At 60.7% G+C, this 12,881-nt stretch carries 11 protein-coding genes; all 11 read right to left on the minus strand.

The window, feature by feature from the left end; all coding sequences use genetic code 11:
- Positions 1–140 precede the first annotated feature (140 nt).
- Positions 141–845 carry a TetR/AcrR family transcriptional regulator gene (locus tag AC3WK5_RS09660; protein WP_103319614.1) on the minus strand — a complete coding sequence of 235 codons (705 nt, stop codon included), beginning with the start codon at positions 843–845 and terminating at the stop codon, positions 141–143.
- A gap of 114 nt (positions 846–959) precedes the next feature.
- A complete protein-coding gene (gene lysS / locus AC3WK5_RS09665) occupies positions 960–2,462 on the minus strand; it encodes a lysine--tRNA ligase (RefSeq protein WP_103319564.1) in 1,503 nt (500 codons plus the stop codon).
- Positions 2,463–2,533: 71 nt separating this feature from the next.
- A protein-coding gene (gene prfB, locus AC3WK5_RS09670; protein ID WP_102667242.1) for a peptide chain release factor 2 occupies positions 2,534–3,629 on the minus strand; the annotation gives its coding sequence in 2 pieces (ribosomal slippage) (positions 2,534–3,556 and positions 3,558–3,629; 1,095 coding nt in all).
- Between the two features lie 106 nt (positions 3,630–3,735).
- Entirely contained in the window at positions 3,736–4,737 is a 1,002-nt protein-coding gene (locus AC3WK5_RS09675; RefSeq protein ID WP_103319566.1) for a response regulator, read from the minus strand.
- A 42-nt stretch (positions 4,738–4,779) separates the two neighbouring features.
- Positions 4,780–5,790, minus strand: a complete 1,011-nt coding sequence (locus AC3WK5_RS09680; protein ID WP_103319568.1) for a chemotaxis response regulator protein-glutamate methylesterase — start codon at positions 5,788–5,790, stop codon at positions 4,780–4,782.
- The gene (locus AC3WK5_RS09685) at positions 5,787–8,081 is read right to left on the minus strand and encodes a hybrid sensor histidine kinase/response regulator (RefSeq protein ID WP_103319570.1); all 2,295 of its coding nucleotides are present in this window, start codon (positions 8,079–8,081) and stop codon (positions 5,787–5,789) included. The genes AC3WK5_RS09680 and AC3WK5_RS09685 overlap by 4 nt, the downstream gene beginning before the upstream one ends.
- Entirely contained in the window at positions 8,078–8,761 is a 684-nt protein-coding gene (locus AC3WK5_RS09690; protein ID WP_103319572.1) for a chemotaxis protein CheW, read from the minus strand. Before AC3WK5_RS09690 ends, AC3WK5_RS09685 begins: the two co-directional genes overlap by 4 nt.
- Positions 8,758–10,035, minus strand: coding sequence for a CheR family methyltransferase (locus tag AC3WK5_RS09695; RefSeq protein WP_103319574.1), 1,278 nt, complete (start codon positions 10,033–10,035; stop codon positions 8,758–8,760). The genes AC3WK5_RS09690 and AC3WK5_RS09695 overlap by 4 nt, the downstream gene beginning before the upstream one ends.
- The gene (locus AC3WK5_RS09700; protein WP_103319577.1) at positions 10,032–10,568 is read right to left on the minus strand and encodes a chemotaxis protein CheW; all 537 of its coding nucleotides are present in this window, start codon (positions 10,566–10,568) and stop codon (positions 10,032–10,034) included. The genes AC3WK5_RS09695 and AC3WK5_RS09700 overlap by 4 nt, the downstream gene beginning before the upstream one ends.
- On the minus strand, positions 10,568–12,190 hold the full coding sequence (locus AC3WK5_RS09705; RefSeq protein WP_103319579.1) for a methyl-accepting chemotaxis protein: 1,623 nt from the start codon (positions 12,188–12,190) through the stop codon (positions 10,568–10,570). Before AC3WK5_RS09705 ends, AC3WK5_RS09700 begins: the two co-directional genes overlap by 1 nt.
- A 237-nt stretch (positions 12,191–12,427) precedes the next feature.
- Complete coding sequence (locus AC3WK5_RS09710) at positions 12,428–12,796, minus strand: DUF6124 family protein (RefSeq protein ID WP_103319581.1); 369 nt, start codon at positions 12,794–12,796, stop codon at positions 12,428–12,430.
- Positions 12,797–12,881: the final 85 nt, after the last annotated feature.

Raw genomic sequence — 12,881 nt, forward strand, 5'->3', positions numbered from 1 at the left:
AAGCGTTGGCACAGCAAAAAAAAATACACCAGCCCTGTGGGAGCGGGCTTGCTCGCGAAAGCGGACTGTCAGTCGCAAGTTTGTTGAATGGTACACCGCATTCGCGAGCAAGCCCGCTCCCACAGGGATGCTGCTGATCGTTAGACCGACGCCAGCACCAGGTGCATATATCGCGTCAGAATGCCGAGCATCTCTTGTTCAGCCTCGGGCTCTGCGTCGTTGAGCAGGCCCTGATATTCCATCCGGCCGATAATCGCCGTCAACACTTTGGCATCCTGCTGCGGCTCTCGCGAACCCAATACCTGGAAAAGCTGGCAAGTGCCCTGCAAGAGAATTTGCTGATGCGAGCGCACCAGCAGCGCCAGGCGCGGGTTGAGCAACGCTTCCTGGCGGAAGGCCTGCTCGGCCATCAGGTGCTCGCGGCGGTTGATCAATTGCCGGTGAACATAGTCCGCCATCAGCCGTGCGATGTCGTCAGCCAACTGTGAGCGGCACTCGGGGCTGCCGTCGCCGCTGATGACCATCTCGCGCAACAAGCCTTCGTTATTGGCCCACAACCTGGCCATGTAGGCGGCGCTACGTTCGACGTATTGAGCGAAGGTATCGGTGAGCAGGTCATCGATATCCTTGAAATAGTAAGTGGTCGCCGACAGCGGCACACCCGCTTCGGCGGCCACGGCGCGGTGACGTACCGCACGAACACCGTCGCGTACGACGATGCGCATCGCTGCATCGAGAATTTCCTGTCGACGCTGCTCGCTTCCCTGTCGGCTGGCTTTGCGTCCCTGATACTGAACGCTTTCAGCAACCGCAGTGGCGATGCCAGCTGCTCCTTCTTGAGCCAATGCACGATTCACGACAGATATTCCTCTCTAACGTCAAAAGTAACCAATTGATACGTTTGTACCAGACAGGCAATAAAAAGCCGCCTGTTATAGGCGGCTTTTTAATTGAAACATTTACGCTTGCGGCCGCATGTGCGGGAACAGGATCACATCGCGAATCGACGGTGAGTTGGTCAGCAGCATCACCAGTCGGTCAATACCGATACCTTCACCGGCAGTCGGCGGCATGCCGTACTCCAGCGCGCGTACGAAGTCAGCATCGTAGTGCATGGCTTCGTCGTCACCGGCGTCCTTGTCGGCCACCTGAGCCATGAAGCGCTCGGCCTGGTCTTCCGCGTCGTTCAACTCGGAGTAGGCGTTGGCGATTTCGCGGCCACCGATGAACAGCTCGAAACGGTCGGTGACGTTCGGGTTCTCGTCGTTGCGGCGGGCCAGCGGCGATACTTCAAACGGGTACTGGGTGATGAAGTGCGGCTGCTCCAGCTTGTGCTCGACCAGCTCTTCGAAAATCATTACCTGCAGCTTGCCCAGACCTTCGAAGCCCAGCACTTTGGCGCCGGCCTTCTTGGCGATGGCGCGGGCCTTGTCGATGTCAGTCAGGTCGTCAGCGGTCAGCTCGGGGTTGTACTTGAGGATCGAGTCGAACACCGAGAGACGCACGAACGGCTCGCCGAAGTGGAACACCTTGTCGCCGTACGGCACGTCGGTGCTGCCCAGAACCAGCTGCGCCAGTTCGCGGAACAGTTCTTCGGTCAGGTCCATGTTGTCTTCGTAGTCGGCGTGGGCCTGGTAGAACTCCAACATGGTGAATTCAGGGTTGTGACGAGTCGAAACACCTTCGTTACGGAAGTTGCGGTTGATCTCGAACACTTTCTCGAAACCACCTACCACCAGACGCTTGAGGTACAGCTCCGGCGCGATACGCAAGAACATCTGCATATCCAGCGCATTGTGGTGAGTCTCGAACGGCTTGGCCGCCGCACCGCCAGGGATGGTTTGCAGCATCGGCGTTTCGACTTCCAGGAAGTCACGCTTCATCAGGAAGCTGCGAATGTGCGCAATCACTTGCGAACGCACGCGGAAGGTCTGGCGCACGTCTTCGTTGACGATCAGGTCAACGTAACGCTGGCGGTAGCGCTGCTCGGTGTCGGACAGGCCATGGTGCTTGTCTGGCAACGGGCGCAGGGATTTGGTCAGCAGACGCACGTTGGTCATTTCAACGTACAGGTCGCCCTTGCCGGAACGGGCCAGGGTGCCTTCGGCGGCGATGATGTCGCCCAGGTCCCAGGTTTTCACGGCGGCCAGGGTTTCTTCGGACAGGGTTTTACGGTTGACGTAAACCTGAATGCGCCCGGACATGTCCTGGATCACCATGAACGAGCCACGGTTGAGCATGAGACGACCGGCAACCTTGACCGGAATCGCAGCCTCTGCCAGCTCTTCCTTAGTCTTGTCCGCGTACTGTTTCTGTAAATCTTCGCAGTAGGCGTCGCGGCGGAAGTCGTTGGGGAAGGCCTGGCCCTTGGCGCGCTCGGCAGCAAGCTTTTCCTTGCGCAGGGCGATCAGGGAGTTTTCTTCCTGTTGCAGGGCTTGCGGATCGAGTTCTAGGTCGCTCATGTCTTTAAAAATTCCATCACAGGTTCGTTGCCCCCACCGATGGCAGGGGACTTAAGGTCTTGGCTGGCGGCTTACAAGCCTTGTTTCAGGCTCGCCACCAGATATTCGTCGATGTCGCCGTCGAGCACCTTGTCGCAGTCGCTGCGTTCGACGTTAGTACGCAAATCCTTGATCCGCGACTGGTCGAGCACATACGAGCGAATCTGGTGACCCCAGCCGATGTCCGACTTGGTGTCTTCCAGGGCTTGGGAAGCAGCGTTGCGTTTCTGCACTTCCTGCTCGTACAAGCGCGCCCGCAACATTTTCATCGCGGTGTCTTTGTTGGCGTGCTGGGAACGTTCGTTCTGGCAGCTGACCACGGTGTTGGTCGGTACGTGGGTGATACGTACAGCCGAGTCAGTGGTGTTTACGTGCTGACCACCGGCGCCCGAGGAGCGGTAGGTGTCGATGCGCAGGTCCGACGGGTTGATGTCGATTTCGATGTTGTCATCGATTTCCGGCGACACGAACACGGCCGAGAACGAGGTATGGCGACGGTTACCGGAGTCGTACGGGCTCTTGCGCACCAGACGGTGTACGCCGATCTCGGTCCGCAGCCAGCCAAAGGCGTATTCACCCTTGATGTGCACGGTTGCGCCCTTGATCCCGGCGACTTCACCGGCGGAGAGCTCCATGATGGTCGCGTCGAAACCGCGTTTGTCCGCCCAGCGCAGGTACATGCGCAGCAGGATGTTGGCCCAGTCCTGGGCTTCGGTACCGCCGGAGCCGGCCTGGATATCCAGGTAGGCGTTGTTGGCGTCCATCTCACCGCTGAACATACGGCGGAATTCGAGTTTTTCCAGGGCCTCGCGCAGACGCTCGACTTCGGCAGCGACGTCATCGACGGCGGCCTGGTCTTCTTCCTCTGCGGACATCAGCAGCAGGTCTTTGGCGTCGGCAAGGCCGCTGTGCATCTGGTCGAGGGTTTCGACGATCTGCGCCAGCAGGGACCGCTCACGGCCCAGTTCCTGAGCGTACGACGGGTTGTTCCAGACATTCGGATCTTCAAGCTCGCGATTGACTTCGGTCAGACGCTCATGCTTTTGATCGTAGTCAAAGATACCCCCGAATAGTTTCGGAGCGCTCGGACAGGTCCTTGATACTGTTAAGGATCGGGTTGATTTCCATGGCGGGCAGCACTCGTTGGCGAACTTTTGAAAGCCGGCGAGTATAACGTAATCACGCTGTCACGGCAGCCCGCCTGGCGGCTTTAACGGCGAATGAACGTGCGGGTTCATTCGATGCCGACCTGATTGCGTCCATTGTTCTTCGCCAGGTACAACCCCTTGTCCGCCGCCGAGATCAATTGACGGTAATCACTGCCAGGCTGCGGGGTTATGGTCGAGAGGCCGATGCTGATGGTCAGGCTCGCACCTTCGACCGGAACAACATGCGGGATGTTCATTCCGGCCACGGTCTGCCGGAGTTTTTCCGCGACCAGCCGCGCCCCGCCCGGCGAGGTATTGGGCAATACCAGGACGAACTCTTCGCCGCCATAGCGCGCAGGCAGATCGGATGGACGGCTGCTGGCATCGCGGATCGCCGTGGCGACTTTGCGCAGGGCTTCGTCGCCCTCCAGATGGCCGAAGTTGTCGTTGTACAACTTGAAGTGGTCGACATCGATCATCAACAACGACAGTTGCGCCTGGTCACGCATGGCCCGGCGCCATTCCAGCTCGAGGTATTCATCAAAATGGCGGCGATTCGACAGGCCGGTCAGGCCGTCGGAGTTCATCAGGCGTTGCAGCACCAGGTTGGTGTCGAGCAACTGCTGTTGACTGACCCGCAGCGCCCGATAGGCCGCATCGCGCTGGATCAGGGTCATGTAGGAGCGCGAGTGATAACGAATGCGCGCGACCAGTTCGATGTTGTCCGGCAGCTTGACCAGGTAATCGTTGGCTCCCGCAGCAAACGCTGCGCTCTTGATCAGTGGGTCCTCCTTGGTCGACAGCACAATGATCGGAATGTCCTTGGTCGCCGGGTGGTTGCGGTATTCGCGCACCAGCGACAAGCCGTCCAGCCCCGGCATGACCAGGTCCTGGAGGATCACCGTCGGCTTGATGCGAATCGCCTGGGCGATGGCCTGGTGCGGATCGGCACAGAAATGGAAGTCGATGTTCTCCTCGTTCGCCAGCCCGCGGCGCACGGCTTCGCCAATCATCGCCTGGTCGTCGACCAGCAGCACCATCGCCGCGTTCTCATCGGTTTTAAAGGCGTCGAGCTGTAAATCATCCATGTGCGGGCACCTGAATAAGGCAAGTACAGCTGCAATGATGAGTCATTTTGCAAAGATCTCCAGCAATCGTGGCGCTATCTTGTCCAACGGGTGAATTTCTACAGCGGCGTCGATGGCGGCGGCCGCTTTCGGCATGCCATATACCGCACTGCTGCGCTGATCCTGAGCAATGGTCAAGTAGCCTTGCTGGCGCATCGATTTAAGTCCCTGGGCGCCATCGCGCCCCATGCCGGTCAGCAGCACACCGACTGCATCTCCGTTCCAGTAAGTGGCCACGCTTTCAAAAAAAACGTCGATCGAGGGTCGATAGATCTCGTTGACCGGCTCGGCGGTGTAGGCCAGCGTACCGTTCTTCAATAAACGAATGTGGTGATTGGTGCCCGCCAGCAACACCGTCCCGCTTTGCGGCGGCTCGCCTTCCTGAGCCAGGCGCACGTCCAGACCGCTGGCGCTGCCGAGCCATTCAGCCATACCGGCCGCGAACACCTGGTCAACGTGCTGGACCAGCACGATGGCCGGCGCAAAATCGCGTGGCAGGCCCTTGAGCAAGACTTCCAGCGCCGCCGGCCCGCCGGCAGAAGAACCGATCGCCACCAGGCTCTGGCGTTGCCCGAGAATACGGGGAGGAGCCGGTGCTGATTGCACCCGGTTACCGCGTTCGCCGATCAGCCAGCCGATATTCATGATCTTGCGCAGCAGTGGCGCTGCGGCTTCTTTCGGATCGCCCGCGCCGAGGGCCGGGGTATCGACCACATCCAGCGCGCCGTGGCCCATGGCCTCGAACACCCGATGGACATTCTGCTGCCGGTCCACCGTGACGATAACAATAGCGCACGGGGTCTCTGCCATGATCCGGCGTGTTGCTTCGACGCCATCCATGACCGGCATGATCAGGTCCATCAGGATCAGGTCGGGGGTGAACTCGGCGCAACGTTGCACCGCCTCGGCGCCATTGCGGGCGACCCAGACCACCTCGTGCGCCGGCTCGAATGCCAAGGCTCGACGCAGGGCCTCCACGGCCATGGGCATATCGTTGACGATAGCGATCTTCATGCCCGCGCTCCTCCTATGAGCTCAACCACTGCATCGAGCAGTGCATCGTCATGAAAGCTGGCCTTGGCTAGATAGTAGTCGGCTCCAGCGTCCAGTCCACGACGACGGTCTTCTTCACGATCCTTGTAAGACACCACCATCACCGGCAGCGATTGCAGCCGATTGTCACGGCGCAACAACGAAACCAGTTCGATCCCGTCCATACGCGGCATATCAATATCGGTAATCAGCAGGTCGAAATCCTCGGCACGCAGCGCGTTCCAGCCATCCATGCCGTCAACCGCTACGGCCACGTCATAACCCCGATTGAGCAACAGCTTGCGTTGCAACTCACGAACCGTCAGTGAGTCATCGACCACCAGAATACGTTTGCGTGCAGCGACGGCGGCCTGTTGGCTGTGTCGGGCGATCCGCTCCAGGCGACCGGTATTGAGCAGTTTGTCCACCGAGCGGAGCAGGTCTTCGACGTCGACGATCAACACCACCGACCCGTCATCGAGCAAGGCCCCGGCAGAAATGTCCTGAACCTTGCCCAGCCGCTCATCCAGCGGCAGCACCACCAACGTGCGCTCGCCAATAAACCGCTCGACGGCCACACCGTACACCGTATCGCGGTCACGGATGACCACGACTTTAAGAGTCGCCGGGCTGTTCTGACTCGCCGGGCGATTGAGCAGCTGGCTGGCCGCGACGAGGCCAACGTGTCGACCTTCGTGCCAGAAGTGCTGACGACCTTCAATCTGGACGATTTCGTCCGACGCCAAATCGCACATGCGCTCGATGTGCGCCAGTGGAAAGGCATACGCCTCCTCGCCCACTTCCACCACCAGACTGCGCACCACCGACAATGTCAACGGCACCTCAAGCTGGAAACGACTGCCCTCGCCGGCCTTCTGTTCCAGCACCACAGCGCCGCGTAACTGGCGGACCATGTGCTGAACCGCATCCAGGCCGACGCCACGACCGGACACCTCGGTAACTTTGTCGCGCAGGCTGAAGCCCGGCAGGAAGAGGAACGTCAGCAGCTCTTCTTCGCTCAACTGCGCCGCGGTCTCGGCCGGTGACAGTTGACGCTCGACGATACTGGCGCGCACTTGCTCCAGATCCACGCCATGGCCATCGTCGCTCAATTCCAGCAACAGCAGCCCGGCCTGGTTGGACGCGCGCAAGCGAATCAGCCCTTCGGCAGGCTTGCCGGCCAGCAGGCGTTGTTCGGGTGTTTCGATGCCGTGGTCTACCGCATTGCGCAACAAATGGGTCAGCGGCGCTTCGAGCTTCTCCAACACATCGCGGTCGACCTGGGTCTTTTCACCCTCGATTTCCAGCCGCACTTGCTTGCCCAGACTACGTCCCAGATCGCGAACCATCCGCGCCTGCCCGGTCAGCACATCGGCAAACGGCCGCATGCGACAGGCCAGCGCCGTGTCATACAGCACCTGAGCGCGCTGACTCGCCTGCCAGGCAAACTCATCAAGCTCAGCGGTTTTCTCAGCCAGCAACTGCTGCGATTCGGCCAACAGCCGCCGCGCATCGCCGAGCGCTTCCTGGGCCTCAAGGCTCAGGTCTTGCTCCTTGAGGTGAACATTGAGGTTTTCCAGAGCGCGCAGACTGTTGCTCTGCGTGCGTTTGAGACGCTGCATCGCCGCCAGGTAAGGCTTGAGACGCAGGGTTTCCACCAGCGATTTGCTCGACAGATCGAGCAGGCTATTCAAGCGCTCGGCGGTCACCCGCAACACCCGCTCGCCACCTTCGGTGACGCGTTTGGCTTTACGCGACGCCTCGACCGAAGCCGCCAGCGACGACTCGAGTTCCGACACCAGGTCCGGCGGCTCGACGTGCGGTGCCGGTGGCTCGGGCGGCAATGAGGGCTGTGCCACGGCAGGTGCTGCAACCGCCGCCAATGGATCGAGCAAACGCCCCATCAGCGCCACGTAGGCTTCGATATCGCCCGGCCCCACGTTGGCACTGCCTGGCGTGGCGATGCGCATCAGCAAGTCAGTGCCTTGCAGCAGCGCGTCAATGTGTTCGGGGCGCAGAAAAAGTCGCCCCTCCTGCGCGCTGACCAGGCAATCTTCCATCACATGAGAAACGCTGACTCCGGCATCCACACCAACGATCCGCGCCGCGCCCTTGAGCGAATGCGCGGCGCGCATGCAGGCTTCCAGCTGATCGGCCTGGGTCGGGTCACGTTCCAGCGCCAGCAACCCGGCGCTGAGCACCTGGGTCTGGGCCTCGGCTTCAAGACTGAAGAGCTCCAGCAATGACGCGTCGCGCATTTGATCGGGGGTCATGCCAGGCTCCGGGTCACGGCGGACAATACCTGTTCTTCATCCAGCCAGCGCAGGCTGCGACCTCTGAATTGCAGGACGCCACGGGTGTACTTGGCACTGGCCTGCTCACCTGAGCGGGACGCGGCGTCGAGAATCCGCTCATCAATGGCATGAATCCCGTCCACTTCATCCACCGGCACCACCACCGGGCCGCCGTGAGCAGCAATGATCAACATGCGCGGCATGATCCGCACGCCAGAGGCAACACCGGTGGTCGCTTCCAGCCCGAGCAATTCCACCAGCGACAGGCACGCCACCAGCGCGCCACGCACATTCGCCACCCCCAGCAGCGCTCGCGAACGCTGATGCGGCAGCGAATGAATCGCCTGCATCGGCGCCACTTCCACCAGGCTGCGGGTGGCCAGGGCGAGCCATTCTTCGCCGAGGCGGAACATCAACAGCGAGCGCGTGACCACGTCCGTTTCAACGGCAGTGGACACTTGCGCGCGGTCGTCCTGCTGCAAGGCATAGCGATCCAGCAAACGTGTCGCCGCCGCGGAATACACCGCGCAATTGCGACAGTGAATGTGCTCGATCAGCAGCGGGCAGGACTTGTCGCCGTGGATACCGATACGGTTCCAGCAGTCGTCGATAGCCTGGGCATCTGCATGGGTCACGTTCAGCGAAACAGAACCGGTCATCGTTTACGCTCACTGTCAGCGGTGCGCTCATTACGAGCGGCGCGTTGCTGCAATCGACGGGCGCCGGACGCATCCCCCTGGGACGCCAATAACACCGACAGGTGCATCAGTGCTTCGGGATGCTGCGGTTGCAAATACAGCGCCTTGCGATAAAAACCCTGGGCTTGCAGCACGTTGCCGGCGACATCACTGAGCAGCCCCAGCCAGTAAAACACCTGCGCCACCGGCTCATGGTTGCGCAGGTATTCCTCACAGGCGGCCTGTGCTTCGAGGCTTTTACCTTCGTTAGCCAGGGTTGCAATGCTTGCCAGCAGCGCAGCCGCATCGGTATTCGGTGCTTTCTCAAGGCTCGCACGCGGCGCCGGTGCAACAGCGGCAAAAGGTCGGCTGCGCACTGGCGGTGGTGAAACGCTGCGCAGCGGCAAACTCACCGGCAACGGCGGTGTACTAAACACGGAGGGCGGTGCGGGTTCTGGCTCGCTGTGACGGCTGAAGGCGAAGGATTGTGGGATACCGATCGAACGCATCCCCAGATGCCCCAGCAAACTGCCTTCGGCCGGGCCGATAAACAGCACGCCCTCTACGTGAGTCAGGCGCTTGAGCACCTGGAGAACCTGTTGCTGGGTAGGCTGATCGAAATAGATCAGCAGGTTGCGACAAAACACAAAGTCATAGGCTGGCTCATTGGCCAGCAAGGTCGGGTCCAGCAGGTTGCCCACCTGCAAACGCACCTGTTCGCGCACCCGCTCGCTGACGCGATAGCCGTCGTCTTCGGTGCTGAAGTAGCGCTCGCGGAAATCGGTTTGCTGCCCACGAAAGGAGTTCTTGCCGTACAGCGCACGCTTGGCTCGCTCGACCGACAGCGGACTGACGTCCACCCCGTCGACCTTGAACTGGTGCGGCGCAAGCCCACCATCGAATAACGCCATGGCAATCGAATACGGTTCTTCGCCAGTCGAGCACGGCAGGCTGAGAATCCGCAGCGCGCGCATACCCTTGATCTCCGCCAGGCGCTTGAGCGCCAGCCTGGCCAGCGTGGCAAAGGATTCCGGGTAACGGAAAAACCAGGTTTCCGGGACGATCACGCCTTCGATCAATGCCTGTTGCTCGTCTGCCGAGCCTCGCAGTCGCAGCCAGTACTCATCGGCCGTTTCCACCTGCTGCGCGGTCATGCGCTGGCGCACGGCCCGCTCGATGATCGCCGGGCCGACGGAGTTCACGTCCAGACCGATACGTTCTTTGAGGAAGTCGAAAAAGCGCTGGTCGCTGCTCATGGGCGCTCCTCAAGCATCGCCAGGTCCAGCGGCGGCGACGGGAACAGCAGCGCCCGCACCTGGGCATCCAGCAAGTCTGCGACACGCACCCATTGCAGCAGGCCTTGGGCGTCTTCACGCACCGGCCCCAAATACGGCGCCTGACGGTTATCCAGGCCATAGGGCTGGAAGTCCGCCGGGTTGCAACGCAGGGTGTCGGTCGCCTGCTCAAGAATCAGCCCGAGCAATTGCCCGGGCGTGGCGTCATCCGGCTGATAATGCACCAGCACCAATCGGGTGCTGGTGCGCGCCTGGGCCGGCTGACCGAACGCCAGCTCGCCGACATCGATTACCGGCACCACCGCGCCGCGATAGGCAAACACCCCCGCGACCCATGAAGGCGTCCCGGCAATCGGTTTGAGCGGCAGGCGCGGCAGCACTTCGGCCACTTCAATGGCTTGCAATGCATAACGCTCGTCACCGATACGAAACACCAGAAACAATGACTGCCTGGGCGCCATGCCTGCGCCGCGTTTCGCCACGAGTTCGCTCATCAGACTTTAAATCGCGAGACGCCGCTGCGTAGCCCAACGGCCACCTGGCTCAGCTCGTCGATGGCGGAACTGGCCTGACGCAAGGACTCGACCGTCTGGCTGCTGGCATCACCCAACTGCACCAGCGCATGGTTGATCTGTTCGGCGCCCGTGGCCTGGGCCTGCATGCCCTCGTTAACCATCAACACCCGCGGCGCCAGCGCCTGAACCTGGTGGATGATCTGCGACAGCTGCTCACCGACCTGCTGCACTTCGGACATGCCACGGCGGACTTCTTCAGAGAATTTGTCCATGCCCATGACGCCGGCCGACACCGCCGACTGGATCTCGCGAACCATCTGCTCGATGTCGTAGGTGGCGACGGCGGTCTGGTCTGCCAGACGTCGAACTTCGGTGGCGACCACGGCAAAACCGCGACCGTATTCACCGGCCTTTTCCGCTTCGATGGCGGCGTTCAGCGACAGCAGGTTGGTCTGGTCCGCGACCTTGACGATGGTCACCACCACCTGATTGATGTTGCCGGCCTTCTCGTTGAGGATCGCCAGTTTGGCATTGACCAGGTCAGCCGCGCCCATCACCGAGTGCATGGTCTCTTCCATCCGCGCCAGCCCCTGCTGACCGGAACCGGCCAGCACCGAGGCCTGATCGGCGGCGGTGGAGACTTCGGTCATGGTCCGCACCAGATCCCGCGAGGTGGCGGCGATTTCACGCGAGGTGGCGCCGATTTCGGTGGTAGTGGCCGCCGTTTCAGTGGCGGTCGCCTGCTGCTGTTTGGAGGTGGCGGCGATTTCGGTCACCGAGGTGGTGACCTGTACCGAGGAACGCTGCGCCTGGGACACCAGCGAGGTCAGCTCGGTCATCATGTCGTTGAAGCCGGTTTCCACCGCGCCGAATTCGTCTTTGCGATCGAGGTTCAAACGGCTGCTGAGATCGCCGGTGCGCATGATGTCGAGGATCTGCACGATGCGGTTCATCGGCGCCATGATCGCGCGCATCAACAGCAGGCCACAGAGGCCGGCAGCGATGACCGCCACCAGCAAAGACACGCCCATGCTGGCTTTTGCCGCAGTAACTGCTTGGCGGATGGCTTCAGTGGCGGCATTGGACTGATCACGATTGCTATCAATCACAACATTCAACTGCTTGCGGCCATCGACCCACGCGGGCGTCAACTCCTGCTCCAGCGCCAGACGAGCCTGTTCGTATTGTTTTTGCTGATACAGACCGACGACTTTAGCCAACGTCTGATTGTACGTTTGATAACGAGCCTCGAATGCTTCGAAATCGACCCGATCCTCGGTGGTGAAGATCGTTTTCCGATAGTTGGCCATCTCGTCTTTCAGGTGCGCCTCGGCGCCCTTGTACAGCTCCAGGTCAGCGGCACTCATGTCGCGATGTTCCGAGAGGCCAACGATCCGTTGGGTCAAGACGTAGCTGTCGACCCAGGCGCCACGAATCATCGAGCTGTAATACAACCCCGGAACGGCATCCGTCTGAACCGTTTCCTCGCTGGATTCAATCTTCAGCAGACTCGAGAACGAGACCATGACCATCAGCAGCATGATGGCGATAATTACCGCAAAGCTCGCCAAAATGCGTTGGCGCAACGTCCAGTTCTTCACAGTCAGTCCTCGGGGCCGTTCAAATGGAGGGGAGTATAGCCGAGGGTACGTTGCGTTTTATAAGCAGTGCATCTCAAGTAGCAACGAAACACCTGTGGCGAGGGAGCTTGCTCCCGCTGGAGCGCGTAGCGCTCCCAATACTGGCGATGACAATTTTTCAGATGGATCTCATTCGCCGGTTTTGGGGCTGCTACGCAGCCCAGCGGGAGCAAGCTCCCTCGCCACACCGTGGTGCTGCTAAGTCTCTGGTTGATCGAAGTTATCCAGTGCGCGATTCACGGCCAACTCGGCCAGCGAGATCATCTGCTGAATTGCCAACGCGGTATTGCGTTTGGGGCCTTCAAGTTCGAACGCCAGATCGCTGGCCATGACATTGACCGACGCGAGCGTCTCGCAGGCATGGGCCAGCAGGGTTTCGCTGTCGATGTCGGGGGCAATGACGAAAATACAGCCGGGGCGGCGGTCGGCCAACAACTGCTTGGTCTCGGGCAGCACCAGGTAATGATCGAGCGCACGGTGCGCGGCGGCGTGGAGTTCTTTCGAGTCGATAGAGGCGTAGGGAGAAACCGGATCGGTTTCGGGTGGATTGGGCGTGGCTTTGAACATGGTGATGCTCCTTTTGCGTTGAGGAGCTGCCGTTTTCGTTTCCAGGCGAAAGGGTGGCAGCTGTACGCGGGCTGGAAAACCGAGG

Source organism: Pseudomonas sp. FW306-02-D09B (assembly GCF_058782685.1).